This window comes from Pseudomonas sp. NPDC086581 (genome assembly GCF_044746165.1).
Classification (GTDB): domain Bacteria; phylum Pseudomonadota; class Gammaproteobacteria; order Pseudomonadales; family Pseudomonadaceae; genus Pseudomonas.
Map to the genome: position 1 here is coordinate 121,872 of NZ_JBIVBR010000004.1, position 25,301 is coordinate 147,172.

Sequence of the window (25,301 nt, forward strand, 5' to 3'; positions counted from 1 at the left end):
CGCGACCGAGGATAATCAACATGGGTCTGTTCAACGCACACGCCGTGGCGCAGCAACGCGCCGACCGCATCACCGCCATCCTCCACAGCCTGGTGGACGGCAACCTCGACATCGCCATCGGCGAAGCCCCGGCCGCTGGTTATGAGCGCCTCTACGACGGACTGCGCAGCGTCCAGCGCAACCTGCGCGAGCAGCGCGCCGAGCAGGCCCAGGTGGAAGCCCTGGAAGCCGGCCTGGTGGAGATGACCCGCCAGCACGAGCTGGGCTGGATCGACGAGGTGATCCCGGTGGACAAGTTCGCCGGCCGCCCGGCGCGCATCGCCAAGGGCATCAACGACCTGGTCGCCGCGCACATTGCGGTGAAGATGCGCGTCGTCGCCACCGTCACCGCCTACGGCAAGGGCGACTACTCGGTGGACATGGACCGCCTGCCCGGCAAGAAGGCCATCATCACCGAAGCCATCGATGGCGTGCGCGACAGCCTCAAGGCCAACGCGGATGCCGCCGAGTACAACGCGCGGATCAAGAGCGCGCTGGATAACGTCTCGGCCAACGTGATGATCGCCAACAACGACCTCGAGATCATCTACATGAACCGCACGGTGACCGAGATGCTCGGCAACGCCGAGGCCGACATCCGCAAGCAGCTGCCGAACTTCAACGCCAGCCGCCTGATGGGCGCCAACATCGACATGTTCCACAAGAACCCGGCGCATCAGCGTGGCATGCTCGCGCACCTCACCGCGCGGCATAAGGCCGAGCTGAGCCTGGGCGGACGCCGCTTCGCCCTGGACGTGGTGCCGGTGTTCAACGACGCCGGCGAGCGCCTGGGCTCGGCCGTGCAGTGGACCGACCGCACCGAGGAATTCCGCGCCGAGCAGGAAGTCTCGCAACTGGTGGACGCCGCCGTCGCCGGTGACTTTACCAAGCGCATCGAGGCCTCGAACAAGGAAGGCTTCTTCCTGAAGATCGCCACCGGCCTGAACAACCTGGTGGACACCGCCGACAAGGGCCTGCGCGACGTCACCCGCGTGCTCGGCGCGCTGGCCCAGGGCGACCTGACCCAGCGCATCGATGCCGACTACCAGGGCACCTTCGGCGAGCTCAAGGACTACGCCAACGAAACTGCGCAGAGCCTGTCGCGGATGCTCGGACAGATTCGCGAAGCAGCCGACACCATCCACACCGCCGCCAGCGAGATCGCCAGCGGCAACGCCGAGCTCTCAACCCGCACCGAGCAGCAGGCCTCCAGCCTGGAAGAAACCGCATCGAGCATGGAAGAGCTGACCAGCACCGTGAAGCTCAACGCCGAGAACGCCCGCCAGGCCAACTCGCTGGCGGTGAACGCCTCCGAAGTCGCCACCGAAGGCGGCAGCGTGGTGCAGAAGGTGGTGGGCACCATGTCGGCCATCAACGACTCGGCGCGCAAGATCGCCGACATCATCGGGGTGATCGACGGCATCGCCTTCCAGACCAACATCCTCGCGCTCAACGCCGCGGTGGAAGCGGCGCGCGCCGGGGAGCAGGGCCGCGGCTTCGCGGTGGTGGCCGGTGAGGTGCGCACCCTGGCGCAGCGCTCCGCCGCCGCCGCCAAGGAGATCAAGACGCTGATCAACGACTCGGTGGACAAGGTCGAGAGCGGCAACAGCCTGGTCGCCCAGGCCGGCCAGACCATGAGTGACATCGTGGTGGCGATCAAGCGCGTCACCGACATCATGGCCGAGATCGCCGCCGCGTCCGCGGAGCAGAGCAGCGGCATCGAGGAAGTGAACGGCGCCGTGTCGCAGATGGACGAGATGACCCAGCAGAACGCCGCGCTGGTGGAAGAAGCCGCCGCCTCGGCCGAGGCCCTGCAGGAGCAGGCCGGCATGCTCAACCAGCAGGTCGGGGTGTTCAAGCTCGAGTCCATCGCCGCCACCGTGGTGCCGCTGGCTTCCGCCCGCCCGGCCCGCGCCGAGCCGACCGCGCACACCTCGCGCGCCGCCCGCGGCGTGGCCAAGGCGGTGCGCGCCAAGGGTAAAGAGGACGACTGGGAAGAGTTCTGATCGGGCGGGGCTGAGGGATGGCGGCGGCCGGAGCAATGGGAGGGTCGGCCGCCGCGCGCGGACCAGGGATGGTCAGGCGATGACCGTTGATGTAGGTGCCAAGAGCCCCTCACCCTAACCCTCTCCCAGAGGGAGAGGGGACTGATCGGCGCAGGAGGACATCATGGCATCAGCCGGCACGTACAGCCCCCTCTCCCTCCGGGAGAGGGCTGGGGTGAGGGTAGTGCCCGCGCAGATCTTTCCCGATACCACGAGGCCGCATAACGCCACAGGCGTTATCCGCCATCACGGCGGATAACCTGTGCCGGGTTATGCGCCCTACGCAACCTGCTCACCACCGAGACCACCCGATGTCGATCAACCTGCCCGCCCCCGAGCACGAGTTCCACTACACCCGCCGGGACTTCCAGCAGGTGCGCGAGCGCCTCTACCGGCACGCCGGCATCAGCCTCTCGGAGAACAAGCAGCAGCTGGTCTACAGCCGCCTCTCGCGGCGCCTGCGCAGCCTGCGCCTGGGCAGCTTTGCCGAGTACTTCGCCTACCTGGAGAGCCACGAGGAAGAGTGGCAGCAGTTCGTCAACGCGCTGACCACCAATCTCACCGCCTTCTTCCGCGAGAAGCACCACTTCGAGCACCTGGGCCGCTTCGCCGCCGATCAGTTGCAGGACCACCAGCCGCTGCGCTTCTGGTCCACCGCCTCGAGCACCGGCGAGGAGCCCTACTCCATGGCCATGACCCTGGTGGACGCGCTGGGCAGCTTCGCCCCGCCCATCGAGCTGATCGCCTCGGACATCGACACCGGCGTGCTCGGCCAGGCGCGCCAGGGCATCTACCCGCTGGAGCGCATCGAGGCGCTGAGCCCCGCGCAGAAGAAGCGCTTCTTCCTTCGTGGCACCGGCGGCAACGCCGGCAAGGCGCGGGTGGTGCGCGAGCTCCGGCAGATGATCGACTACCGGCAGATCAACCTGCTCGACCGCGACTGGGGCATTGCCGGAGGCCTGGACGCGATCTTCTGCCGCAACGTGATGATCTATTTCGACAAGCCGACCCAGACCCGCCTGCTCGAACGCATGGTGCGCCTGCTGCGCCCCGGCGGGCTGTTCTTCGCCGGGCACTCGGAAAACTTCGTCCATGCCAGCCACCTGGTGCGCTCGGTGGGGCGCACCACCTACCAGGCGGTAGGGAGCCAGTGATGGGCGCGGCCCTGGACCAACCCAACCGCTACTACGACCCGCGCTTCGGCATGGAGGCGGTGAAGCTGCTGCCCGGCGAGTGCTACGTCACCGCAGAGCCGGTGATGCTGGTCACGGTGCTCGGTTCCTGTGTCTCGGTCTGCCTGCGCGACCGCAACAGCGGTCTGGGCGGCATGAACCATTTCATGCTGCCCGGCGACACCGGTGTGCAGGGCCTGCTGTCCAATTCCGGGCGCTATGGCGTACACGCCATGGACCTGCTGATCAGCGGCCTGATGCGGCGCGGGGGCCAGCGCCGGTACTTCGAGGCCAAGGTGTTCGGCGGCGGCTCGGTGCTGAAGAACCTCAGCGCCGACGTCGGCCAGCGCAACGTCGAGTTCGTCCTGCAGTACCTGGAGGACGAGGGCATCCCGCTGACCGCCCACGACCTGCTCGACGTGCACCCGCGCAAGGTCTACTTCTTCCCCGGCAGCGGCCGGGTGCTGGTGCGCAAGCTGCGCACCCTGGCCAACGACACGGTGCTGCAGCGCGAGCGGCAGTATTGCCAGCAACTGTCCCGTCGGGAGCGCGGCGGGAGCATCGACCTGTTCTGAACGGAGGGACAAGCGATGGCCGTCAAGGTCCTGATCGTCGACGACTCGGCGCTGATTCGCAGCCTGCTCAAGGACATCATTCAGAACGATCCGGAACTGCAACTGGTGGGCGCCGCACCTGACGCCTTCGTCGCCCGCGACCTGATCAAGCAGCACTCGCCGGATGTCATCACCCTCGACGTGGAAATGCCGCGCATGGACGGCCTGACCTTTCTCGACAGGCTGATGAAGGGCCGGCCGACGCCGGTGCTGATGATCTCCTCGCTCACCGAGAAGGGCTCCGAAGCCACCCTGCGCGCGCTGGAGTTGGGCGCCATCGACTTCATCGCCAAGCCGCGCCTGGGCATCGCCGAGGGCATGCAAGCCTACGCCGAGGAAATCTGCGCCAAGCTCAAGGCCGCCGCCCGCGCGCGCCTGCCCCGCGCCCGTCCCATCGTGTCGTCCGACGCACCGGCAACGAGCAGTGCGCCACTGCTGAGCACCGAGAAAATCTTCGCCATCGGCGCTTCTACCGGCGGCACCGAGGCGATCAAGGAAGTCCTGCTGGGCCTGCCGCCGGACTGCCCCGGCACCGTGATCACGCTGCACATGCCGCCGGGTTTCACCAAGTCCTACGCGGACAGACTGGACCGTCAGACGCGCCTTTCAGTGCGCGAAGCCCGCGACGGCGACCGCATCCTACCCGGCCACGTGCTGCTCGCCCCCGGCGACTTCCACATGGAAGTGCAGCGCAGCGGCGCCAACTACGTCGTGCGCCTGCACCGCGAGGCTGCGGTAAATGGACACAGGCCGGCGGTGGACGTGATGTTCAACTCCCTCGCCCGCTGCGCCGGGCGCAACCTCATCGCCGCCTTGCTCACCGGCATGGGCAAGGATGGGGCCCGCGGCTTGCAAGCGATCCGCCAGGCCGGCGGCCACACCGTCGCCCAGGACGAGGCCACCTGCGTGGTCTACGGCATGCCCCGCGAGGCAGTAGAGCTGGGCGCGGCGAAGGAAGTCCTGCCGCTGGAACGCATAGCAGGCTCGCTCCTACAGCAGGCGCGCCAGAGCGGAAGTGGGAACAGAGTCTAGTTCTGCAGGAATCATCTCCATACGCTGAGCGCCTTTTCCCACAGCGTCTAGACTCCGGCCAATCGACTGGCGCCAATAATATGGCGATTCGATATCAATTTGGTTTGATTGTGCCCGTATACAAAATGCACAATTGAGCTTTCGCCAAAAGACCGGCACACGGCGGGCGTACGGGGAATTGAGATAGCCATGGCGGCAAGATGGGGGTTGCGCGGCAAATCGGTGGTGGCATTGCTCATCGCCTGTCTCCTGGCGCTGGTACCGGCAGTCATGCTGGGCTGGAAGGCCATGGAGGATATCCGCACGCATTTCGGCCTCGCCTTCGCGAGAAACTTCACGCTGCTCAACCAGCAGAAGATCATCGCTCCGGTTATTCGCGAGCTGGCGCTCTCGCGGCGCCTGGCAGAGTCAGTGGTAACGCAGGACTGGCTGCTGTCCGAGAACGACCCGGCACGCCGTGCGCTGTTCTTCCGTGAAGCCGAAGGCTTCCGCGCGGACCAGCACAACTACTCCTACTTCGTCGTGGTGGACTCCTCGCACCACTACTACTTCAACGACTCCAATTCCCCGCTCTCCAATTCCCCGCGCTACACCCTGAGCCGGGACGACCCCAAGGACTCCTGGTATTTCGACACCCTCGCGCGCGATGAGCCGTACAACATCAACGTCGACTACAACGAGAAACTGAAGGTCACCAAGGTCTGGTTCAACATGGTGGTGCGCGCCGGCAACGAGAAAGTCGGCCTGGCCGGCGGCGGCCTCGATCTCACCGAGTTCCTCGACCAGTTCATCTCGCGCCGTGAGGCCGGGGTGACACCGATGATCGTCGATCCCGAGGGCGCCATCCAAGCGCACCCGGACACCCGCCTGATCGCCTACAACTCCGGCTCCAGCGGTCAGGCCAAGCATCACGTCTACGACCTGCTGGCCAATGACCAGGAACGCACCGCGCTGCGCCAGACCCTGCGCCAGGCAGAGACCAACCCCGGCGAAGTCGAAACCATGTGGGGCACCATAGACGGCAAGGAACAGCTGATCGCCACCGCCTACATTCCGCAGTTGCGCTGGCACGTACTCAGCGCCATCGACCTGCATGCCGCGCAGGTGCTCGACAGCCGCTGGATCTGGCCGCTGGTGGGCACCCTCGCCGGGCTGCTGGCGATCCTGCTGATCGGCTTCGCCTACACCGTCGATCTGCTGGTGCTGCGCCCGCTGCGCGGCCTCAAGCAGTCGGCCAAGGCCATCGCCGCCGGGCAGTACGACAGCCCGCTGCCGCGCACCCGCCTGGACGAGATCGGCGAGCTGTCCAGCGCCTTCGCCAGCATGGCCGACCAGGTCCGCCGGCACACCGAGGAGTTGGAAGACAAGGTCCAGCAGCGCACCCAGGCGCTGGAGGCGGCCAACCGCGAGATGGCCGCCGCGCAGAAAAAGATCGGCGACTCCATCGACTACGCCAGCCTGATCCAGCGCGCCATCCTTCCCGACCGCCAGTTGCAGGCCTCTCTGGGCGAACACCATTTCGTCCTGTGGAAACCGCGCGACGTGGTCGGCGGCGACTTCTACATCTATCGCGAAGGCCCGCGAGACAGCCTGATCGGCGTGGTCGACTGCGCCGGCCACGGCGTGCCCGGCGCGCTGATGACCATGCTCGCCCTGGCTGCCATCGACCACGCCATCGACAGTGTGAAGAGCCACGACCCGGCGGCCATCCTGCGCGAGACCGACCACGTGATGCGCGGCATGCTCGGCCAGGAAGAATTCACCCACTCGCTGGCGACCAACATGGACGCCGGCCTGGTGCGCGTCGACCACCAGCGCAAGCTGCTGCACTTCTCCGGGGCGAAGATTTCCCTGTTCGCCAGCGACGGCAAAGACGTGCGCGAGTACAAGGGCGCGCGCCGCGCCATCGGCGACAAGCGCCAGGGCGACTATCAGGACGTGGAAATCCCGATGGAAGCCGGCTGGACCTATTACCTGTGCACGGACGGCTTCCTCGACCAGGCAGGCGGCGAGCACGGCTTCGGCTTCGGCAACAGCCGCTTCGCCGATCTGTTGCTCAACCACGCGCGCCGACCATTGGCCGAGCAGGCCGATGTGTTCGCCGCTACCCTCGCCCATTACCAGGGTGAGCAGCCGCAGCGCGACGACATCACCATTCTCTCTTTCCGCTTCGACTAGGGGTTAATCCATGGAATCGCTAGATCTGTTGGCCATGCGCGAGAGTTTCACCCGGCAACGTATCTTGCTCTGCTTCAACGGGCCCATCTCGCGCAGCCTGATCGAGGAAATCGGCCACGCGCTGCGCAACTACCTGCAGGCCGAGCAGGCGCACCCCAGCGAAGCGATGGACGTGTTCGCCGTCTACATCGAGATGACCCAGAACATACGCCACTACGCCACCCAGCGCGGCTACAACGAGCAGGAGGCCTCGGCCACCGTGGCGATTGCCCGCAATGACGAAGGCCACTATGTGGTCTCCGCAGGCAACCTGGTGGAACTGGCTGACGGGCAGGGCCTGGTGCGCAGCATCGAAGGCATCGCCGGGCTCGACAAGGCCCAGCTCAAGGCGGCCTACAAGGAGCAGCTGCGCCGCCCGCGCGACGCCGAAGCCTCCACCGGCGCAGGTCTCGGCCTGCTGGACATCGCCCGCAAGTCCAGCGCACCGCTCAAGACCTCCCTCACCGAACAACCCGACGGCCGCGCCTTCTTCAGCCTGCGCGCCGTGATCTGAACCGCGAAATTCAGGAAGACCCGACATGAGCGATCTCAACGTCACCGGAACCCAATCCACCCCACAGATCCACGGCGACTGGCAGGCCGGCATCCTCGCGATGCAAGGCGACTCCTACCCGGAGAACTCCTTCGAGCTGTTCGGCCAGGTCATCGAGTGGGTCGAACGCTTCCTCACCCAGGAACAGCGCCCGCTGGAACTCGACCTGCGCCTGCTGTACCTCAACACCAGCTCGATCAAGGCCATGATGGACATCTTCGACCTGCTCGAAGAAGCCCACGGCCAGGGCCGTGTCACCCGCGTGGCGTGGCACTACGACCGACGCAACGAGCGCGTCGCCGAACTGGCCGAGGAATTCCGCGAGGACTGTACCTTCCCGTTCGTCATCCAAGCCTACGACGAGTAAGAGCCATGACTAGCGAGCGCGAGCTGGACCTGCTGATCGAAGAGCTGCTGGCCGACCCCCAGTACGAAGGCCACCCCCTGCGCGAGGCCCTGTACCAGAAGCACCAGCAATCCCTCGACCAGCTCGCGCGCCTGGAGCGCATCGCGCGGATTTCCGACGGTTTCCAGTCCATGGCCCGGGCGCAGAACAGCACGCTGTCCGAGCGCTACCACAAACAGCTGCGCCAGCTGGAAAAGGTCGCCCGCATCTCCGACCGCTACCAGGACATGATGCGCGATCTGAACATCGCGCTGAAGGAAGCCTCGACCCACGACACCCTCACCGGCATCGCCAATCGCCGCCTGCTGATGGAACGCCTGCGCGAAGAAAGCGAACGCGCCCAGCGCCACGGCGAGTCCTACGTGCTGGCCATGCTCGACGTCGACCGCTTCAAGCAGGTCAACGACACCTGGGGCCACGAAGTGGGTGACCGCGTGCTAGTGGAAATCGGCCGCGCCATGGAATCCGCCCTGCGCCAGTACGACCTCTGCGGTCGCTGGGGTGGCGAGGAATTCCTGCTGATCCTCCCCGATACCCGCCTGGCGGACGCCGCCGCCATCATCGAGCGCGTACGCAACGACATCCGCTGCCTGGCTGTACGCGTGGGCACCAACGCCCTGTCCGTCACCGCCAGCTTCGGCGTAGCCGAGCACCAGCCGGGCGAAAGCTATTCCCAGACCCTCAGCCGCGCCGACGCCGCCCTGCTGGACGCCAAGCGCAGCGGGCGCGACAAGTGCGAGTTCGCCACGGCATAAGCCCTCGCGCGGGCACCGCGACATCCCCACGGCTAGCATCCCGCGGCGAAGCCGATTAAGGTCCATGGACCGCATGGAAAGGATGCAGCATGGCCAACAAGTCTCCCTCCCCTCGCCAGCAGACCCATCTCGCCGTCCTGATCGACGCCGACAACGCCCCCGCCGCCATCGTCGAAGGCCTGTTCGAGGAGATCGCCAAGTACGGCGTCGCCAGCGTCAAACGCATCTACGGCGACTGGACCAAGCCCAACCTGGGCAAATGGAAGCAGGTGCTGCTGGACCACTCCATCCAGCCCATGCAGCAGTTCGCCTACACCAGCGGCAAGAATGCCACCGACAGCGCGTTGATCATCGACGCCATGGACCTGCTCTACACCCGCCGCTTCGACGGCTTCTGCCTGGTTTCCAGCGACAGCGACTTCACCCGCCTGGCCGCGCGCCTGCGCGAGGAGGGCCTGACCGTCTACGGCTTCGGCGAGGAAAAGACGCCCAAGCCCTTCGTCTCCGCCTGCGACAAATTCATCTACACCGAGATCCTGCGCGCAGCGCCAGAGCACGTCGCCGAACCCGCACCGAGCACCGACAAGGCCGTCGCCCCGAGCACCGCCGAAGCGCCCAGGTCCGCCAGCAAACCCAAGTCGCAGAAAGTCCCGCTGGACTTTATCGCCAAGGTGCTCGACGACATCGACGGCGACGATGATGACTGGGTGCAACTGGGCGCCCTGGGACAGAACATCAGCAAGCTGCAGCCGGCGTTCGATCCGCGCCTGTACGGCTTCAAGAAGCTCAGCGACCTGATCAAGGGCCACCCCAAGCGCTTCGAACTGCAGGCGCGGGGCATCGGCAACACCGGCGGCAAGGACTTGTACGTGCGCAATGCCGGCCCGGTGCGTTAAGCCTGCGTCAGCTCAATGCAGCGTCACTTCCCAGTCGTTAGGGTTGACCTTGAACCTGCAACGGAGCCGCCCATGCGTCCCTGGCTGATAGCCCTGCTCCTGACCCTCGCTGCCGGTGCTGCCCACGCCGGCACGCTGCGCTGCGGCACCAGCCTGATCAACGAAGGCGACCCGATGGACGAAGTGCTCGCCAAGTGCGGGCAGCCGGACAAGCGTGTCGTCACACCGCCCACAAAGCCAAGGCGCGGACCGGACGGCAAATTCATCCCCGGCCAGCCGCAGCTGGAAACCTGGATGTACGGCCCGAACAACGGTGCCTATCGCTACCTTTTCTTCCGCGACACGCAACTGCAATTGATCAACACCACGCGCAAGGAACTGCTCTGAGCGCGCCGCGCTATTCGTACCTGTACGCCCGCCGCTACCAAAGGTGCCTACCCATCGTGGCGGCATCTCCCTAGACTGGTCGCCTTCGCCAATCCGGAGGGCACCATGCAAAGCCAATTCGATTTCACCCTTGGCATCGACCCACAGGCACGCGACGTCGTGGTCAAGGGGCTGCTCGCCTATAACCTGGGCCAGATGGGCCGCAGCAACACCTACGACGACTTCGAACTCTACGCCCGCAGCGAAGACGGCGAAGTGGTCGGCGGCATGTTCGGCCAATCCGGCATGGGCTGGCTCTACATCGACTACCTCTGGCTGCAGGACGACCAGCGCGGCAGCGGCCTGGGCAGCCAGCTCATCGCCCTCGCCGAAGACGAAGCCCGCCGCCGCGGCTGCGTTGGCCTGTTCCTCTACACCTACAGCTTCCAGGCTCCCGGCTTCTACGAGAAACAGGGCTTCGAGCGCATGGGCGTGCTGGAAGACTGCCCGCCGGGGCATCAGCGTATCTACCTGAAGAAGCACCTGGGCTGATTACCAGGCTTTGCGCAGGCGAGGCTGTTCTTGCACCGCGCCTTCGTTCCCCTGAAATGAAAAAGGCCGGTCATCAGACCGGCCTTTTTCTTATCGCTTATTCACCATCAGCCATTGCTGGGGAAGGCGAACTGCGCCGCTTCGTGCGACTTGCGCTGCGGCCAGCGCTGGGTGATGGCTTTGCGCTTGGTGTAGAAGCGCACACCATCCGGGCCGTAGGCGTGCAGGTCGCCGAACAGCGAGCGCTTCCAGCCGCCGAAGCTGTGGTAGGCCACCGGTACTGGCAGCGGTACGTTGACGCCGACCATGCCGACTTCGATCTCGTCGCAGAACAGGCGGGCCGCTTCACCGTCACGGGTGAAGATGCAGGTGCCGTTGCCGTATTCGTGGTCGTTGATCAGCTGCATGGCTTCTTCCAGGCTGTTCACGCGCACGATGCAGAGCACCGGGCCGAAGATTTCTTCCTGGTAGATGGTCATGTCCGGGGTGACCTTGTCGAACAGGGTACCGCCGACGAAGAAGCCGTTCTCGTGCCCGGCCACCTTGTAGTTGCGGCCGTCGACCAGCAGCTGGGCACCCTGCTCGACGCCGGCGTCGATGTAGCCGGTGACTTTCTGCTGGGCTGCGCCGGTAACCAGCGGGCCCATGTCCAGGCCGCAGGAAGTGCCGGCGCCGATCTTCAGGGCCTTGATCTGCGGAACGATCTTCTCGACCAGCGCGTCGCCGATCTGGTCGCCCACGCAAACGGCCACGGAGATGGCCATGCAGCGCTCGCCGCAGGAGCCATAGGCCGCACCCATCAGGGCGCTGACGGCGTTGTCCAGGTCGCAGTCGGGCATCAGAACGGCGTGGTTTTTGGCGCCGCCCAGGGCCTGTACGCGCTTGCCGCGCTTGGTGCCTTCGGAATAGATGTATTCAGCGATCGGAGTCGAGCCAACGAAGCTCAGCGCCTTCACTTCCGGTGCTTCGATCAGCGCGTCCACGGCGGTCTTATCGCCGTGCACCACGTTCAGCACACCTTTGGGCAGGCCGGCTTCTTCGAAGAGTTCGGCGATCAGCAGGGTGGAGCTCGGGTCACGCTCGGACGGCTTGAGGATGAAGGTGTTGCCGCAGGCGATGGCCAGCGGGTACATCCACAGCGGCACCATGGCCGGGAAGTTGAACGGGGTGATGCCGGCGACCACGCCGATCGGCTGGAAGTCGCTCCAGGCGTCGATGTTCGGGCCGACATTGCGGCTGTATTCGCCTTTCAGGATTTCCGGGGCAGCGCTGGCGTATTCGACGTTCTCGATGCCGCGCTTGAGCTCACCGGCAGCGTCTTCCAGGGTCTTGCCGTGTTCTTCGCTGATCAGCTGGCTGATGCGTGCTTCGTTGGCTTCGAGCAGTTGCTTGAAGCGGAACAACACCTGGGCGCGCTTGGCCGGGGGGGTGTTGCGCCAGGCCGGGAAGGCGGCCTTGGCGGCGTCGATGGCCTGCTGGACGGTTTCGCGGCTGGCCAGCGGGACCTTGCGGATGGCTTCGCCGGTGGACGGGTTGAAGACGTCGGCGGTACGGCCAGTGTCGGCGATCATCTCGCCGCCGATCAGGTGCTTGACGGTGGTCATGGGAAGTCTCTTCTCGCTTGAGTGGTTCGGGTGAAGGGCTTCAAGAGCCCCTCTCCCCAACCCTCTCCCTAAGGGGAGAGGGGGCTTGTTCGGAGTGTGGACAAAGCCGCGTGGCTCGCCGGGAACTGCACTTTAAAAGGAGTTTCCCGGCTACGCCTTCTCGCGTGCCCGCGCACTCAGTGGCTGTGCGGGTGGTCGTCGCTCTTGAGCTCGATCTCGATGAACGCCACTTCGTGATCGCAGGGATTGATCACGTTGTGCTCGGTACCGATCTGACGGGTGTAGCTCGCACCCAGGACCAGCGGCGCGCGCCGCTCGCCCTCGGGGGTTTCCAGCAGCAGTTCGCCGTTGGTCACCGGGACCACGACGTATTCCATGCCGTGGCGGTGCCAGCCAGTCTCGGCGCCGGGGGCGAAGCGCCACTCGGTGACCAGGACCTTGTCGTTATCGATCTGTACCGTCGGGACGGCCTTCGGACGCTCACCCACTTACGCGACCCCGTTGAGGGCATCGCCCACGGCGCTGAACAGGCGGTCCAGGTCCTCGGACTTGGCGTTGAAGGTCGGGCCGAACTGCAGGGTGTCGCCGCCGAAGCGCACGTAGAAGCCTTCTTTCCACAGCTTCATGCTGGCTTCGAACGGACGCACGATGGCATCGCCGTCACGGGCGCCAATCTGAATCGCGCCGGCCAGGCCGCAGTTGCGGATGTCGATGACGTTCTTCGCGCCCTTCAGGCCGTGCAGAGCCTTCTCGAAGTACGGAGCCAGCTCCAGCGATTGCTGAATCAGGTTCTCTTTTTCCAGCAGGTCCAGCGCGGCGATACCGGCGGCGCAAGCGACCGGATGCGCGGAGTAGGTGTAGCCATGACCGAACTCGACAGCGTATTCCGGCAGGTTCTGGCCCATGAAGGTGTCGTAGATTTCACTGCTGGCGATCACCGCGCCCATGGGAATGGCACCGTTAGTGACCTGCTTGGCGACGTTCATGATGTCCGGCTTCACGCCGAAGAACTCGGCGCCGGTGGCCTTGCCCATACGACCGAAGGCGGTGATCACTTCGTCGAAGATCAGCAGGATGTTGTGCTGGTCGCAGATTTCGCGCAGGCGCTGCAGGTAGCCCTTCGGCGGCACCAGCACGCCGGCGGAACCGGACATCGGCTCGACGATGACCGCAGCGATGTTCGACGCGTCATGCAGCTCGATCAGCTTCAGCAGTTCGTTGGCCAGCTCGACGCCGCCGGTTTCGGCCATGCCCTTGGTGAAGGCCATGCCCGGTTGCAGGGTATGCGGCAGGTGGTCGACGTCCATCAGTTGGCCGAACATCTTGCGATTGCCACCGATGCCGCCCAGGGCGGTGCCGGCGACGTTCACGCCGTGGTAGCCACGGGCGCGGCCGATCAGCTTGGTCTTCTGTGCCTGGCCTTTCAGGCGCCAGTAGGCGCGGGCCATCTTGATCGAGGTGTCGGCGCACTCGGAGCCGGAACCGGTGAAGAACACGTGGTCGAGACCGGCCGGGGTCAGCTGGGTGATCTTCTCGGCCAGCTTGAAGGACAGCGGGTGGCCGTACTGGAAGGCCGGGGAGTAGTCGAGGGTGGTCAGCTGTTTGGCGACCGCGTCGGCGATTTCCTTGCGCGAGTGACCGGCGCCACAGGTCCACAAGCCCGACAGGCTGTCGTAGATCTTGCGGCCCTGGTCGTCCACCAGCCAGCTGCCTTCGGCGGCGACGATGATGCGCGGGTCTTTATGGAAGTTGCGGTTGGCGCTGAAGGGCATCCAGTGGGCCTTCAGGTTCAGTTCGCTGGCCACCGACGGGGTGACGTTCACTTGCTGGTTCATGGAGCATGTCCTCGACGACAGTCTTGTTGGGCGCGCAGGCCGCGTCGGGCCTGGTGCGATGCTCGTAGATTGGGCCTGACTTAACGTGAGTTAAAGCTTATTCTTCTTACGTTCAGTTTCGGATTGGTAAAACTAAGATGGCGAAACAACGAGCGCCTTCCCTGGGCCAGGTCAGCGACTTCGAGATCCGCCTGCTGCGCATCTTCAAAACCATAGTCGAGTGCGGCAGCTTCTCGGCTGCGGAAAGCACGCTGGGCATCAGCCGCTCGGCCATCAGCCTGCACATGGGCGACCTGGAGAAGCGCCTGGGGATGCGCCTGTGCCAGCGCGGCCGGGCAGGCTTCGCGCTGACCGACGAGGGCCGCGAGGTTTACCGCGCAACGCAGTCGCTGCTGGCGGCTCTGGAGGGCTTCCGCGCGGAGGTCAACGAGTTGCACCAGCACCTGCGCGGCGAGCTGAACATCGGCATCATCAACAACCTGGTGACCCTGCCGCAGATGCGCATCACCCACGCCCTGCGCGCGCTTAAGGCCAGCGGGCCGGGCGTGCGGATCAATATCGGGATGACCACGCCCAACGAGATCGAGCTGGGAGTTCTCGACGGACGGTTGCATGTGGGCGTGGTACCGCTCATCAGCCCGCTGTCGGGGCTGGAGTATTCCGCCCTTTATGAGGAGCGCTCGCTGCTGTTCTGCAGCCAGGAGCACCCGCTGTTCGAGCGCGACGACGCGAGCATCACGGTGGAGGAAATCCACGCCTGCGACGCGGTGGCGCCCAGCTACCGTATCCCCGCCGAAGCGCAGGAGCGCCACCAGGAGCTGCGCGGCAGCGCCAGCGCCTCGGACCGCGAGGGCATGGCCTTCCTTATTCTCACCGGCAGCTACATCGGCTACCTGCCCGACCACTACGCCGCCGACTGGGTCGCCCAGGGCCGCCTGCGCGCGCTGCGGCCGGAGCGCTTCCACTACGACATCCCGCTGACCGTGGTGACCCGCAAGGGCCGCCGGCCGAACCTTGTGCTGGAGCGATTCATCGAGGCGGTGGCGGAAAGCCGCTGATAGGCACCTGTAGGAAAACCCGCGCAAGGCAATTTCAACCTATCCAATTTGTCGCCCCAGCCACCAAAAATCCTATACCCCTTCCCCTGCAGCCCGCGGGCCGCGGGGTTTGCGTGGGTGCAGCTTTTCCCTAGCCTGCGACTACAAAAAACATAATTTCGCTATTCACAGCCTCTGAACAGAATGCGGCCAACAGCTCACCGCAGCCGCAACAAGAACAAACGTGATCAGAGTCTGAGGAAGCAAGCCATGACCGACCTGAATCCAGGCGCCTTCGGCAAGAAGTCGCTTGATAACCTGGAAATCGACACGCTGGTCGTTGGCGCCGGCCAAGCCGGCGTGGCCATGAGCGAGCACCTGACCCAGCAGGGCGTGCCGCACATCGTGCTGGAAAAGAGCCGTATCGCCGAAGCCTGGCGCACCGGTCGCTGGGACTCGCTGGTCGCCAACGGCCCGGCCTGGCATGACCGCTTCCCGAACATGGAATTCTCCGTCGGCCCGGATGATTTCCCGGCCAAGGAGCAGGTCGCCGACTACTTCGTCGCCTACGCCAAGCAGTTCAACGCGCCGATCCGCACCGGCGTGGAAGTGAAGAAGGTCACCCGCAACGCAGGCCGCCCCGGCTTCAGCGTGGAAACCTCCGAGGGCACACTCCAGGCCCTGCGCATCGTCTCCGCCACCGGCCCGTTCCAGCGCCCGGTGATCCCGGCCATCGCGCCGAAGGACGAAGGCCTGTACCAGATCCACTCGGCCAAGTACTTCAACCCGCAGCAGCTGCCCGAAGGCGCTGTGTTGGTGATCGGCGCAGGCTCCTCCGGCGTGCAGATCGCCGACGAGCTGAACCGCGCCGGCAAGAAAACCTACCTTTCCGTGGGCGCCCATGACCGTCCGCCGCGCTCCTACCGCAACCGCGACTTCGTCTGGTGGCTGGGCGTGCTCGGCCTGTGGGACGCCGAGGAAGTGCAGCCGGGCCGCGAGCACGTGACCATCGCCGTGAGCGGTGCCCGTGGCGGCGAGACCATCGACTTCCGCCGCCTGGCCAACGAGGGCATCGTCCTGACCGGCCTGACCCAGTCCTTCGACGGCGGCAAGGTGACCTTCCGCGACGACCTGGTGGCCAACCTCAAGGCCGGCGACGACAACTACCTGGGCCTGCTGGACGCCGCCGATGCGTATATCGAGCGCAACGGCCTGGACCTGCCGCTGGAGCCGGAGGCCCGCAAGGTCTACCCGGACGCCGCGTGCATCCGCAACCCGATCGCCGAGCTGAACCTGGCCGACGCCGGCATCACCGCGATCATCTGGGCCACCGGCTACGCCGTGGACTTCAACTGGCTGCAGGTGGACGCCTTCGACGACAAGGGCAAGCCCAAGCACCAGCGCGGCGTGTCCCGCGAGCCGGGCGTGTACTTCGTCGGCCTGCCGTGGCTGTCGCGCCGTGGCTCCTCGTTCATCTGGGGCGTATGGCATGACGCCAAGCACGTGGCCGGCCACATCGCCACGCAACGCCGTTACGTCGAATACCAGGACGCTTCGCAGCGCGAAGCCTCCGTACAAAAAGCCGCATCCTGGGAGTAAGAGATGCCTACCCATACTCGCATCCGCATGTTCAACACCAAGGACACCTACCCGAACCAGACCCTGGACAACGACCTCTGCCAGGCCGTGCGCGCCGGCAACACCGTGTACGTGCGCGGCCAGGTCGGGACTGACTTCGAGGGCAACCTGGTGGGGCTGGGCGACCCGCGCGCCCAGGCCGAGCAGGCGATGAAGAACGTCAAGCAGTTGCTGGAAGAAGCCGGCAGCGACCTGTCGCACATCGTCAAGACCACCACCTACCTGATCGACCCGCGCTACCGCGAGCCGGTGTACCAGGAAGTCGGCAAGTGGCTGAAGGGCGTGTTCCCGATCTCCACCGGCCTGGTGGTCTCGGCCCTCGGCCAGCCGCAGTGGCTGATGGAAATCGACGTCATCGCGGTCATTCCGGACTGAAAGCTACTGCGCTAGGCCATGCTGCGTTGGGGCCGGTCGAGAAAATGCTCATTTGCTACAGCAAACTCCGCTTTTCTCGCCCAACCTCGCCTTGCCTGGCCGTCGCTCGTAACGCTTTCAAGCGTGCAGGCGATGCGGATTTTCCGCATCGCCCTTTGTCGTTTTAGCTACCAGAACAAGCAAGGAGCCACCATGACCTTCTCCATCGTCGGCCGCTGCGCCGAAACCGGACAACTAGGTATCGCCATCAGCTCCTCGAGCATCGCCGTGGGCGCCCGCTGCCCCTGGGTACGCGCCGGCGTCGGCGCGGTGGCCACGCAGAACATCACCCTGCCGGCCCTCGGCCCGCAGATCCTCGACCAGCTCGAAGCCGGTCTGGAACCGGGCGCGGCGCTGGACAAGGCGCTCTCCAGCAACGGCTACAGCCAGTACCGCCAGGTGACGGTGATCGACCAGCACGGCAAGGTCGCGTTGTTCACCGGCAGCGAAGCGCTGGGCGTGTACAACGCCGTGGCCGGGGAAAACTGCGTGGCGGCAGGTAACCTGCTGTCGTCCCCCGCGGTGATCGAAGCCATGACCCAGGCCTTCGAAAGCGCCAACGGCTGCCTGGCAGAGCGCCTGCTGGCCGCAATGCAGGCGGCGATGGCCGCCGGTGGCGAAGCGGGCCCGGTGCATTCGGCCGCCCTGAAAGTCGTCGGCGACCTGGTCTGGCCGATCGTCGACCTGCGCGTGGACTGGGCGGACGAAGCGCCCATCGATGAACTGGAAAAACTCTGGGTGGCCTACAAGCCGCAGCTGGAGGACTACCTGGTGCGCGCCCTCGACCCGACCAAGGCGCCGAGCTACGGTGTGCCGGGCGACGAGTAACGTCATACCCGTGGGAGCGGACGCCGTCCGCGATGGTGTCCGGCCACGCCGGGATCGCGGATGAATCCGCTCCTACCAGAGAGCTTTGAAGCAGGACCCGACCATGCCTTCCAGCCGTGAAATCCTCGCCGACCTGATCGCCTTCGACACCGTCAGCCGCAACTCCAACCTGGCGCTGATCCACTATATCCGCGACTACCTCGCAGGCTTCGGCATCGCCTGCGAGCTGTTCCACGATGCCGAAGGCGGCAAGGCCAACCTCTACGCCACGCTGGGTCCGCAGGATCGCGGCGGCGTGTGCCTGTCCGGCCACACCGATGTGGTGCCCACCGATGGCCAGCCGTGGACGGTCCCGCCGTTCGAGCTGACCGAACGCGATGGCCGCCTCTACGGGCGCGGTACCGCGGACATGAAGGGCTACATCGCCTGCGTGCTGGCGGCGGTGCCCGCGTTCCTCGCCCAACCGCTGCGCCTGCCGGTGCACCTGGCCTTCTCCTACGACGAGGAAGTCGGCTGCCTCGGCGTGCGCTCGCTGCTCGCCGCGCTCGAGCATCGCGAACACAAGCCGATGCTGTGCATCATCGGCGAACCCACCGAACTCAAGCCGGTGCTCGGCCACAAGGGCAAGCTCGCCATGCGCTGCCAGGTGCATGGCGCGCCGTGCCACTCGGCCTATGCACCGCAGGGTGTGAACGCCATCGAGTACGCGGCGAAACTGATCGGCCGCCTCGGCGAGATCGGTACCCGCCTGGCTGCACCCGAGCGCCATGACCCGCGCTTCGATCCACCTTACTCCACCGTGCAGACCGGCGTGATCAGCGGCGGCCGCGCGCTGAACATCGTGCCTGCCGAATGCCAGTTCGATTTCGAGGTGCGCGCGCTGCCCAGCGACGATCCGCAACAGGTCGCCGACGACCTGCGCGCCTTCGCCGAAGCCGAGCTGCTGCCGAAGATGCGTGCGGTGAAGGCCGAGACGGACATCCGCTTCAGCGAAATTTCCGCCTACCCGGCGCTGGTCACCGACCAGCAGGCCCAGGCTGCCGAGCTGATTGCGCAGCTGACTGGCTCACGCGATTTCACCACTGTCGCCTATGGCACCGAGGGCGGGCTGTTCCACCAGGCCGGCATCCCCACCGTGGTCTGCGGGCCGGGCAGCATGGATCAGGGCCACAAGCCGGACGAGTTCGTCAGCCTGGAGCAGTTGGCGAAGTGCGATGAAATGATGGGGCGGCTGACGGAGTGGTTGCGCGGCTGATTCACAGCGCGGCTTACCCCGCTGCGCAGGAGCGGACGTTGTCCGCGATGCATCCGGCTCGCTCGGAGCGGCCGGAAATCGATCGCGGATGAATCCGCTCGTAGGGCGCATAACCCGGAACGGGTTATCCGCCGAATCCCTCGCGGCGGATAACGCTGGCGCGTTATCCGCCCTACGATCCCGGGATGAGGGCATGTGCTTTCAGATCAGGCTCGCCTACGAAGAGCGCATGCACCCTGTAGGAGCGAGCTTGCTCGCGAACCACCCCCGGTCGAGGAACCTCAGGCAAACGCCGCCCGCAGCTCATCCAGGCTCGCGAAGTAATGCGCCGGGCTTTCCGCCATCAGCTCCTCGCGGCTGCCGAAGCCATAGCCGACGCCCGCAGCGGACAGGCCATTGCGGTGCGCGCCGATGAGGTCGTGCTTGCGGTCGCCGATCATCAGCGTCTGTTTCAGGTCCAGTTGCTCGATGCCCAGCAGGTGCTCGATCAGCTCGACCTTGTTGGTGCGGGTGCCGTCCAGCTCGCTGCCGTAGATCACCTTGAAGTGCCTGGCGAAGTCGAAGTGGCGGGCAATTTCCGCGGCGAACACCGTCGGTTTGCTGGTGCAGATGAACAGCGTGCGGCCCTGGCCGCCGAGCATGTGCAGCAGCTCGGCGACGCCGTCGAACACCTTGTTCTCGTACAGCCCGGTGTCCTTGAAGCGCACGCGGTAGTGGTTCACCGCTTCCCAGGCGCGCGCCTCGTCGAAGTCGTAGGTGCTCATGAAGCACTGCAGCAGCGGCGGGCCGATGAAGTGTTCGAGCTGGCGCAGGTCGGGCTCGTCGATGCCCAGTTGGGCGAGGGCGTACTGGATCGAGCGGGTGATGCCCTCGCGCGGGTCGGTGAGGGTGCCGTCGAGGTCGAAAAGGATGTTCTGGTAATGCATGGGATCAGCGTCCGGCCGCGAAAGTCGGGCGGGAAGGATACTGCGCAGGGCCGCCCGCGCGAAGCGCGGATCGCCGAACGACACCTCAGGGCGCCGCGCCCTGCCCCTGTTTGAGCACGCGGAAACCGCCGCTGACGCCCACCGGCTCGGCCTCGCCGGCACCGTAGGTCCGGGCGGTGGAGTCGTCTTCAGGTACATCCTGCGGCTGCGCCAGCCGACCGGTCAGGCTCTGCTGCACGCGGGCACCGAGATGATCGACACCGGACATCACCCCGCCGTCCGGATCGCGCATCAGCGCCAGCCACTGTTCGTCGAAGGCGGCGTTGATTTCCTTGCGCAACTGAGTCTCCACTTCGGGCCGTTCGTGGTCGTTGCCGGCCATGCTGAACAGGGTGAAGGCCACCGAGATGACCGAGCCGGCAACCTTGCCCGCCGCGCTCGCCACCACCCCGGCGATGCTGCGATTGCGCAGCTCATTCACCAGCTTGGCGCTGGTGCGCTGGGCCACTGGCGAGACGCCGCTGACCTTTGTGCCGGCGCCCGCCTTGCCCGCCGCCGTGCGGATGTCCTGCATCAGCGCAGCGAAGGCCGGCAGCTTGCCGATGTCCTTGGCGTACACCACGTCGTACAGCGAAGCATCGCGGCTGGAGGGCGTGCCGAGGGAGATCGCCGGGATGCCCATCAGGTGCTCGTCGAAAGCCTTCTGCGGGATGCCGCGACGCTGGGGGATTTCCTTCACCGCCACGCTCAGCAGCTCGATGTAATGCCGGGTGGCCTTTTCCATCACCGCGTCAGGGTCGACCTGTTTCGCGACCGGTATCAGCACCTGCTTGCGGTACTGCTCCTGCAGGTAGACGGCCAGTTTGTCGACGGTGGGATCGAGGTCGCCGTGGGAGCCCATCTTGTACCAGGCGACCTTCATGCTCAGCCATTCCTGGGTCCAGTAGCTGGAGAACCAGGGGAGGAATTTCTCGTCGGTGCGCTGGTAGACCAGGTCCATCCACTGCTGCATGGCCTGTTCGGCATAGGCGCGGGCCTGGGACGTGGCGGCCAGGGAAGCGGCGCCGATATCGGCGTCGACCTGGTGCCAGGTGGCTTCGGTGAGCGGGGCGGCGGGCTGGGCAGGGTGATGGGCGCAGCCGGGCAAAACCAGCAGAAGTAGTGCCAGCAGGAGCAGGAGGAAGACACCGCTGCGCCGCCAGGGCGAAACGGTGGCGCTGGGGGAGCACAGACTGTTCATGGCCGCTCGCCGGCTTGGCGGCGCCGTGATGGCTGGCCGCCCGCTGCTGAACCCGGCCGGGCACGCGCTGGCGTCCGGTCACCTCGGCTCAGTATAGGGCGCGGGGCTTGGCGCGGCGGGCCGTCTGGCGGGCCGGCCTCGACGTAGGGCGCATAACGCCTCAAGCGTTATCCGCCATCGGGCATCGGCGGATAAAGCGTTCCGCTTTATGCGCCCTACGGAGGCTCCGCCGTCAGCCCGGGTAACCCTCGGCCATATGCTGGTCCTTCAACTTCACGTAGTTCCCGGCGGTATAGCTGAAGAACGCCCGCTCCTTGTCGGTCAACGGCCGGGCCTTCTTCACCGGGCTGCCGACATAGAGGAAGCCGCTCTCCAGTGTCTTGCCCGGCGGCACCAGGCTGCCGGCGCCGAGGATCACCTCGTCCTCGATCACCGCGCCGTCCATGACGATCGAGCCCATGCCCACCAGGATGCGGCTGCCGATGGTGCAGCCATGCAGCAGCACCTTGTGGCCGATGGTCACTTCGTCGCCGATGGTCAGCGGGAAGCCGTCCGGATTGAAGGGGCCGGCGTGGGTAATGTGCAGCACGCTGCCGTCCTGCACGCTGGTGCGCACGCCGATGCGGATGCGGTGCATGTCACCGCGGATGGTGACCAGCGGCCAGACCGAGCTGTCCGCGCCGATCTCCACGTCGCCGATGACCACGGCGCTCGCGTCGACGAAGACGCGCTCGCCGAGGGATGGTGTTTTGCCCTGATAGGTTCGAATCGTCACGATAGTCGTCCTCAAGCTGCGGTTGACGCCGATTGTATTTAAGATGGCCGGGTGTTTCTTCAGCCAAGGTGCCACCGTGAGCGCGAATCCCCTTCTGCAGAGCTACGACCTGCCGCCCTTCTCCTCCATTCGCCCCGAGCACGTGAAGCCGGCCATCGAGCAGATCCTCGCCGACAACCGCGCCGCCATCGCGCGCATCCTCGCCCAGCAGAACGGCACCCCGACCTGGGCCGGCCTGGTGCTGAGCATGGACGAACTGCATGACCGCCTGGGCAAGGCCTGGAGCCCGGTCAGCCACCTCAACGCGGTGTGCAACAGCGCCGAGCTGCGCGAGGCCTACGAGGGCTGCCTGCCGCTGCTGTCCGCCTACTGGACCGAACTGGGCCAGAACCGCGAGCTGTTCAAGGCCTACGAATCGCTGGCCACCAGCACCGAGTCGAAGACCTTCGACGTCGCCCAGAAGACCATCCTCGAACACGCCCTGCGCGACTTCCGCCTGTCGGGTATCGACCTGCCGGCCGACCAGCAGCAGCGCTACGCCGAAATCCAGACGCGCCTGTCCGAGTTGGGCAGCCGCTTCTCCAACCAGCTGCTGGACGCCACCCAGGCCTGGACCAAGCACATCACCGACGAAGCCGCGCTGGCCGGCCTGACCGACTCAGCCAAGGCGCAGATGCAGCAGGCCGCCCAGGCCAAGGAGCTGGACGGCTGGCTGATCAGCCTGGAGTTCCCCAGCTACTACGCGGTGATGACCTACGCGCAAGACCGCGCCCTGCGCGAAGAGGTCTACGCCGCGTACTGCACCCGCGCCTCCGATCAAGGCCCGAATGCCGGGCAGAACGACAACGGCCCGGTGATGCAGGAAATCCTCGACCTGCGCCAGGAGCTATCGCGCCTGCTGGGCTTCAAGAACTTCGCCGAGCTGTCCCTGGCCACCAAGATGGCCGAGACCCCCGAGCAGGTCCTGCACTTCCTGCGCGACCTCGCCGTGCGCAGCAAGCCCTTCGCCGCCCAGGACCTGGAACAGCTCAAGGCCTACGCTGCCGAACAGGGCTGCCCGAACCTCTCCAGCTGGGACGCCAGCTACTTCGGCGAGAAGCTGCGTGAAGCGCGCTACAGCGTGTCCCAGGAAGCCCTGCGCGCCTACTTCCCGGTGGACAAGGTGCTCTCCGGCCTGTTCGCCATCGTGCAGAAGCTCTACGGCATCCAGATTCGCGAGCTGAACGACTTCGAGCGCTGGCACCCGGACGTGCGGCTGTTCGAGATTGAGGAAAACGGCCAGCACGTCGGCCGCTTCTACTTCGACCTCTACGCCCGCGCCAACAAGCGTGGCGGCGCCTGGATGGATGGTGCCCGCGACCGTCGCCGCACCGCCGGTGGCGAGCTGCAATCGCCGGTGGCCTATCTGGTGTGCAACTTCACCCCGGCGGTCGGCGGCAAGCCGGCGCTGCTGACCCACGATGAAGTCACCACCCTGTTCCACGAATTCGGCCACGGCCTGCACCACCTGCTGACCCGCGTCGAGCACGCCGGTGCCTCGGGCATCAACGGCGTGGCCTGGGACGCCGTCGAGCTGCCGAGCCAGTTCATGGAGAACTGGTGCTGGGAGCCCGAGGGCCTGGCGCTGATCTCGGGTCACTATGAAACCGGCGCGCCGCTGCCCCAGGACCTGCTGGAGAAGATGCTTGCCGCGAAGAACTTCCAGTCTGGCCTGATGATGGTCCGCCAGCTGGAGTTCTCGCTGTTCGACTTCGAGCTGCACGCCACTCACGGCGATGGCCGCAGCGTGCTCGAGGTGATCGAGGCGATTCGCGATGAAGTCGCGGTGATGCGCCCGCCGGCCTACAACCGCTTCGCCAACAGCTTCGCGCATATCTTCGCCGGCGGTTACGCGGCCGGTTACTACAGCTACAAGTGGGCCGAAGTGCTGTCCGCCGACGCATTCTCCCGCTTCGAGGAAGAAGGCGTGCTCAACCCGGCGACTGGCGCGGCCTTCCGCGAGGCGATCCTGGCCAAGGGCGGCTCCCAGGAGCCGATGGCGCTGTTCGTGGCCTTCCGTGGCCGCGAGCCGTCCATCGACGCCCTGCTGCGCCACTCGGGCCTGTCCGAGGAGGCCGCGTGATGAGCGAGGTGAAGAAACGCTTCATCGCCGGGGCCGTGTGCCCGGCCTGCAGCGAACAGGACAAGATCGTCATGTGGGACGTCGACGGCGTACCACACCGCGAATGCGTGGCCTGCGGCTACTCCGACACGCTCAACGCCCAGGGCCAGTCGGTGCCGAAAGAGCTGTCCACCCGCGTCAACACCAGCGCGCTGGAAAAGCCCAAGGACCCGAAGGTGCAGGGGGTGCAGTTCTTCCCCAATCCGAAGCTGAAAAAGCCGCAGGAATAGCACCCGCGTGACGCTCAGAGAATGCCCCGGCTTGCCGGGGCATTTCTTTTTCCGCCGTTCCGGTCTTGCCGACGCCCTCTATAATGACCTAAATTCAGGACATTATTTGGAGCCATTTCATGCAGAATTTGCTGGCCAACACCGCCGTCAGCGTTTCGGAACTCAAGAAGAATCCCTCTGCGGTGCTGGCCGAATCCGGCGGTGAGCCGGTGGCGGTGCTCAATCACAACAAGGTGATGGGCTACATGGTGCCGGCGGAGCTTTTCGAGTCGATCCTGGAGCGTCTGGAAGACCTGGAGCTGGCGGAAATTGCCCGCTCGCAACTGGGAGACAAAGGCGTCCCGGTATCGCTCGATGACCTATGAACTCGAATTCCTCCCTGCCGCCTTGAAGGAATGGCACAAGCTGGGGCATACGGTGTGTGGGCAGTTCAAACGCAAACTCGTCGAACGCCTGGAAAATCCTCGCGTCCAGGCTGACGCCCTGCACGGGCTGGCGGACCACTACAAGATCAAGCTGCGCTCGGCAGGCTACCGACTGGTCTACCGCATCGAAGAGGAACGCGTGGTGGTTTCCGTGGTTGCCATCGGCAAGCACGAGCGCGGCGAGGCGTACAGCGCAGCGCAGCGCAGGAGCGTCGCTGAGATTTCGAGGACATTGGAGCATCAAGTGCGTATCCCGGAATCGATATCAAGGAAGGCCTCGGCCCGC

The 25,301-nt window shown here is 65.6% G+C and carries 25 protein-coding genes and 1 pseudogene; 20 read left to right on the forward strand and 6 right to left on the reverse strand.

Features of this window, described 5'->3' with window-relative positions:
• Positions 1-20 precede the first annotated feature (20 nt).
• The 11 genes from ACIPK7_RS10295 (at position 21) to ACIPK7_RS10345 (ending at position 10,647) form a co-directional block, all read left to right on the forward strand.
• Positions 21-2,045: a methyl-accepting chemotaxis protein gene (locus ACIPK7_RS10295; protein WP_401087538.1), complete on the forward strand. Its 2,025-nt coding sequence runs from the start codon at positions 21-23 to the stop codon at positions 2,043-2,045.
• A gap of 350 nt (positions 2,046-2,395) precedes the next feature.
• On the forward strand, positions 2,396-3,238 hold the full coding sequence (locus ACIPK7_RS10300; RefSeq protein ID WP_192432436.1) for a CheR family methyltransferase: 843 nt from the start codon (positions 2,396-2,398) through the stop codon (positions 3,236-3,238).
• Positions 3,238-3,831: a chemoreceptor glutamine deamidase CheD gene (gene cheD / locus ACIPK7_RS10305; RefSeq protein WP_192432437.1), complete on the forward strand. Its 594-nt coding sequence runs from the start codon at positions 3,238-3,240 to the stop codon at positions 3,829-3,831. The genes ACIPK7_RS10300 and cheD overlap by 1 nt, the downstream gene beginning before the upstream one ends.
• A 15-nt stretch (positions 3,832-3,846) precedes the next feature.
• Positions 3,847-4,902, forward strand: coding sequence for a chemotaxis response regulator protein-glutamate methylesterase (locus ACIPK7_RS10310; RefSeq protein ID WP_192432438.1), 1,056 nt, complete (start codon positions 3,847-3,849; stop codon positions 4,900-4,902).
• A 189-nt stretch (positions 4,903-5,091) separates the two neighbouring features.
• Entirely contained in the window at positions 5,092-7,080 is a 1,989-nt protein-coding gene (siaA, locus tag ACIPK7_RS10315) for a biofilm regulation protein phosphatase SiaA (protein ID WP_192432439.1), read from the forward strand.
• A 10-nt stretch (positions 7,081-7,090) separates the two neighbouring features.
• Complete coding sequence (gene siaB, locus ACIPK7_RS10320) at positions 7,091-7,633, forward strand: biofilm regulation protein kinase SiaB (RefSeq protein ID WP_401087541.1); 543 nt, start codon at positions 7,091-7,093, stop codon at positions 7,631-7,633.
• 25 nt (positions 7,634-7,658) lie between these two features.
• Positions 7,659-8,039: a biofilm regulation phosphoprotein SiaC gene (gene siaC / locus ACIPK7_RS10325; protein WP_192432441.1), complete on the forward strand. Its 381-nt coding sequence runs from the start codon at positions 7,659-7,661 to the stop codon at positions 8,037-8,039.
• 5 nt (positions 8,040-8,044) lie between these two features.
• Positions 8,045-8,833: a biofilm regulation diguanylate cyclase SiaD gene (gene siaD / locus ACIPK7_RS10330; protein ID WP_225614844.1), complete on the forward strand. Its 789-nt coding sequence runs from the start codon at positions 8,045-8,047 to the stop codon at positions 8,831-8,833.
• A gap of 89 nt (positions 8,834-8,922) precedes the next feature.
• Entirely contained in the window at positions 8,923-9,729 is an 807-nt protein-coding gene (locus ACIPK7_RS10335) for an NYN domain-containing protein (protein ID WP_192432442.1), read from the forward strand.
• 72 nt (positions 9,730-9,801) lie between these two features.
• The gene (locus ACIPK7_RS10340; protein ID WP_192432443.1) at positions 9,802-10,116 is read left to right on the forward strand and encodes a DUF2845 domain-containing protein; all 315 of its coding nucleotides are present in this window, start codon (positions 9,802-9,804) and stop codon (positions 10,114-10,116) included.
• A gap of 105 nt (positions 10,117-10,221) precedes the next feature.
• Positions 10,222-10,647, forward strand: coding sequence for a GNAT family N-acetyltransferase (locus tag ACIPK7_RS10345; protein ID WP_192432444.1), 426 nt, complete (start codon positions 10,222-10,224; stop codon positions 10,645-10,647).
• Positions 10,648-10,754: 107 nt separating this feature from the next.
• Here ACIPK7_RS10345 and ACIPK7_RS10350 read toward each other — a convergent pair whose 3' ends face one another.
• From ACIPK7_RS10350 to ACIPK7_RS10360, 3 genes are all read right to left on the reverse strand, one after another.
• Entirely contained in the window at positions 10,755-12,251 is a 1,497-nt protein-coding gene (locus ACIPK7_RS10350) for a CoA-acylating methylmalonate-semialdehyde dehydrogenase (RefSeq protein ID WP_024766243.1), read from the reverse strand.
• Positions 12,252-12,427: 176 nt separating this feature from the next.
• Positions 12,428-12,739, reverse strand: coding sequence for a cupin domain-containing protein (locus ACIPK7_RS10355; protein WP_401087545.1), 312 nt, complete (start codon positions 12,737-12,739; stop codon positions 12,428-12,430).
• Positions 12,740-14,086, reverse strand: a complete 1,347-nt coding sequence (locus ACIPK7_RS10360; RefSeq protein WP_401087546.1) for an aspartate aminotransferase family protein — start codon at positions 14,084-14,086, stop codon at positions 12,740-12,742. It abuts the gene before it with no gap.
• Between the two features lie 137 nt (positions 14,087-14,223).
• On the opposite strand from ACIPK7_RS10360, the gene ACIPK7_RS10365 reads away from it, so the two are divergent.
• The 5 genes from ACIPK7_RS10365 (at position 14,224) to argE (ending at position 19,258) form a co-directional block, all read left to right on the forward strand.
• A complete protein-coding gene (locus ACIPK7_RS10365) occupies positions 14,224-15,144 on the forward strand; it encodes a LysR family transcriptional regulator (protein WP_401087548.1) in 921 nt (306 codons plus the stop codon).
• 249 nt (positions 15,145-15,393) lie between these two features.
• Complete coding sequence (locus ACIPK7_RS10370; protein ID WP_401087550.1) at positions 15,394-16,722, forward strand: flavin-containing monooxygenase; 1,329 nt, start codon at positions 15,394-15,396, stop codon at positions 16,720-16,722.
• 3 nt (positions 16,723-16,725) lie between these two features.
• Positions 16,726-17,136, forward strand: a complete 411-nt coding sequence (locus ACIPK7_RS10375) for a RidA family protein (protein WP_015474916.1) — start codon at positions 16,726-16,728, stop codon at positions 17,134-17,136.
• Between the two features lie 192 nt (positions 17,137-17,328).
• Entirely contained in the window at positions 17,329-18,003 is a 675-nt protein-coding gene (locus ACIPK7_RS10380) for a DUF1028 domain-containing protein (RefSeq protein WP_138519939.1), read from the forward strand.
• A gap of 103 nt (positions 18,004-18,106) precedes the next feature.
• Positions 18,107-19,258 carry an acetylornithine deacetylase gene (gene argE / locus ACIPK7_RS10385; RefSeq protein WP_192432449.1) on the forward strand — a complete coding sequence of 384 codons (1,152 nt, stop codon included), beginning with the start codon at positions 18,107-18,109 and terminating at the stop codon, positions 19,256-19,258.
• Positions 19,259-19,539: 281 nt separating this feature from the next.
• Here the strand turns inward: argE and ACIPK7_RS10390 are convergent, their stop codons facing one another.
• The 3 genes from ACIPK7_RS10390 to ACIPK7_RS10400 form a co-directional block, all read right to left on the reverse strand.
• Positions 19,540-20,184, reverse strand: coding sequence for an HAD family hydrolase (locus ACIPK7_RS10390; protein WP_192432450.1), 645 nt, complete (start codon positions 20,182-20,184; stop codon positions 19,540-19,542).
• 85 nt (positions 20,185-20,269) lie between these two features.
• Positions 20,270-21,424: a hypothetical protein gene (locus ACIPK7_RS10395; RefSeq protein ID WP_401087552.1), complete on the reverse strand. Its 1,155-nt coding sequence runs from the start codon at positions 21,422-21,424 to the stop codon at positions 20,270-20,272.
• A gap of 232 nt (positions 21,425-21,656) precedes the next feature.
• Positions 21,657-22,199: a gamma carbonic anhydrase family protein gene (locus ACIPK7_RS10400; protein WP_401087554.1), complete on the reverse strand. Its 543-nt coding sequence runs from the start codon at positions 22,197-22,199 to the stop codon at positions 21,657-21,659.
• Positions 22,200-22,275: 76 nt separating this feature from the next.
• On the opposite strand from ACIPK7_RS10400, the gene prlC reads away from it, so the two are divergent.
• The 4 genes and pseudogenes from prlC to ACIPK7_RS10420 form a co-directional block, all read left to right on the forward strand.
• On the forward strand, positions 22,276-24,321 hold the full coding sequence (prlC, locus tag ACIPK7_RS10405; RefSeq protein WP_192432452.1) for an oligopeptidase A: 2,046 nt from the start codon (positions 22,276-22,278) through the stop codon (positions 24,319-24,321).
• Positions 24,321-24,590, forward strand: coding sequence for a YheV family putative zinc ribbon protein (locus ACIPK7_RS10410; protein ID WP_088420490.1), 270 nt, complete (start codon positions 24,321-24,323; stop codon positions 24,588-24,590). Before prlC ends, ACIPK7_RS10410 begins: the two co-directional genes overlap by 1 nt.
• A gap of 119 nt (positions 24,591-24,709) precedes the next feature.
• Positions 24,710-24,955 carry a type II toxin-antitoxin system Phd/YefM family antitoxin gene (locus ACIPK7_RS10415; RefSeq protein ID WP_192432453.1) on the forward strand — a complete coding sequence of 82 codons (246 nt, stop codon included), beginning with the start codon at positions 24,710-24,712 and terminating at the stop codon, positions 24,953-24,955.
• Positions 24,945-25,223: pseudogene (locus ACIPK7_RS10420) on the forward strand (type II toxin-antitoxin system RelE/ParE family toxin); the annotation flags it as partial. The gene ACIPK7_RS10415 and the pseudogene ACIPK7_RS10420, both read left to right, overlap by 11 nt.
• Positions 25,224-25,301: the final 78 nt, after the last annotated feature.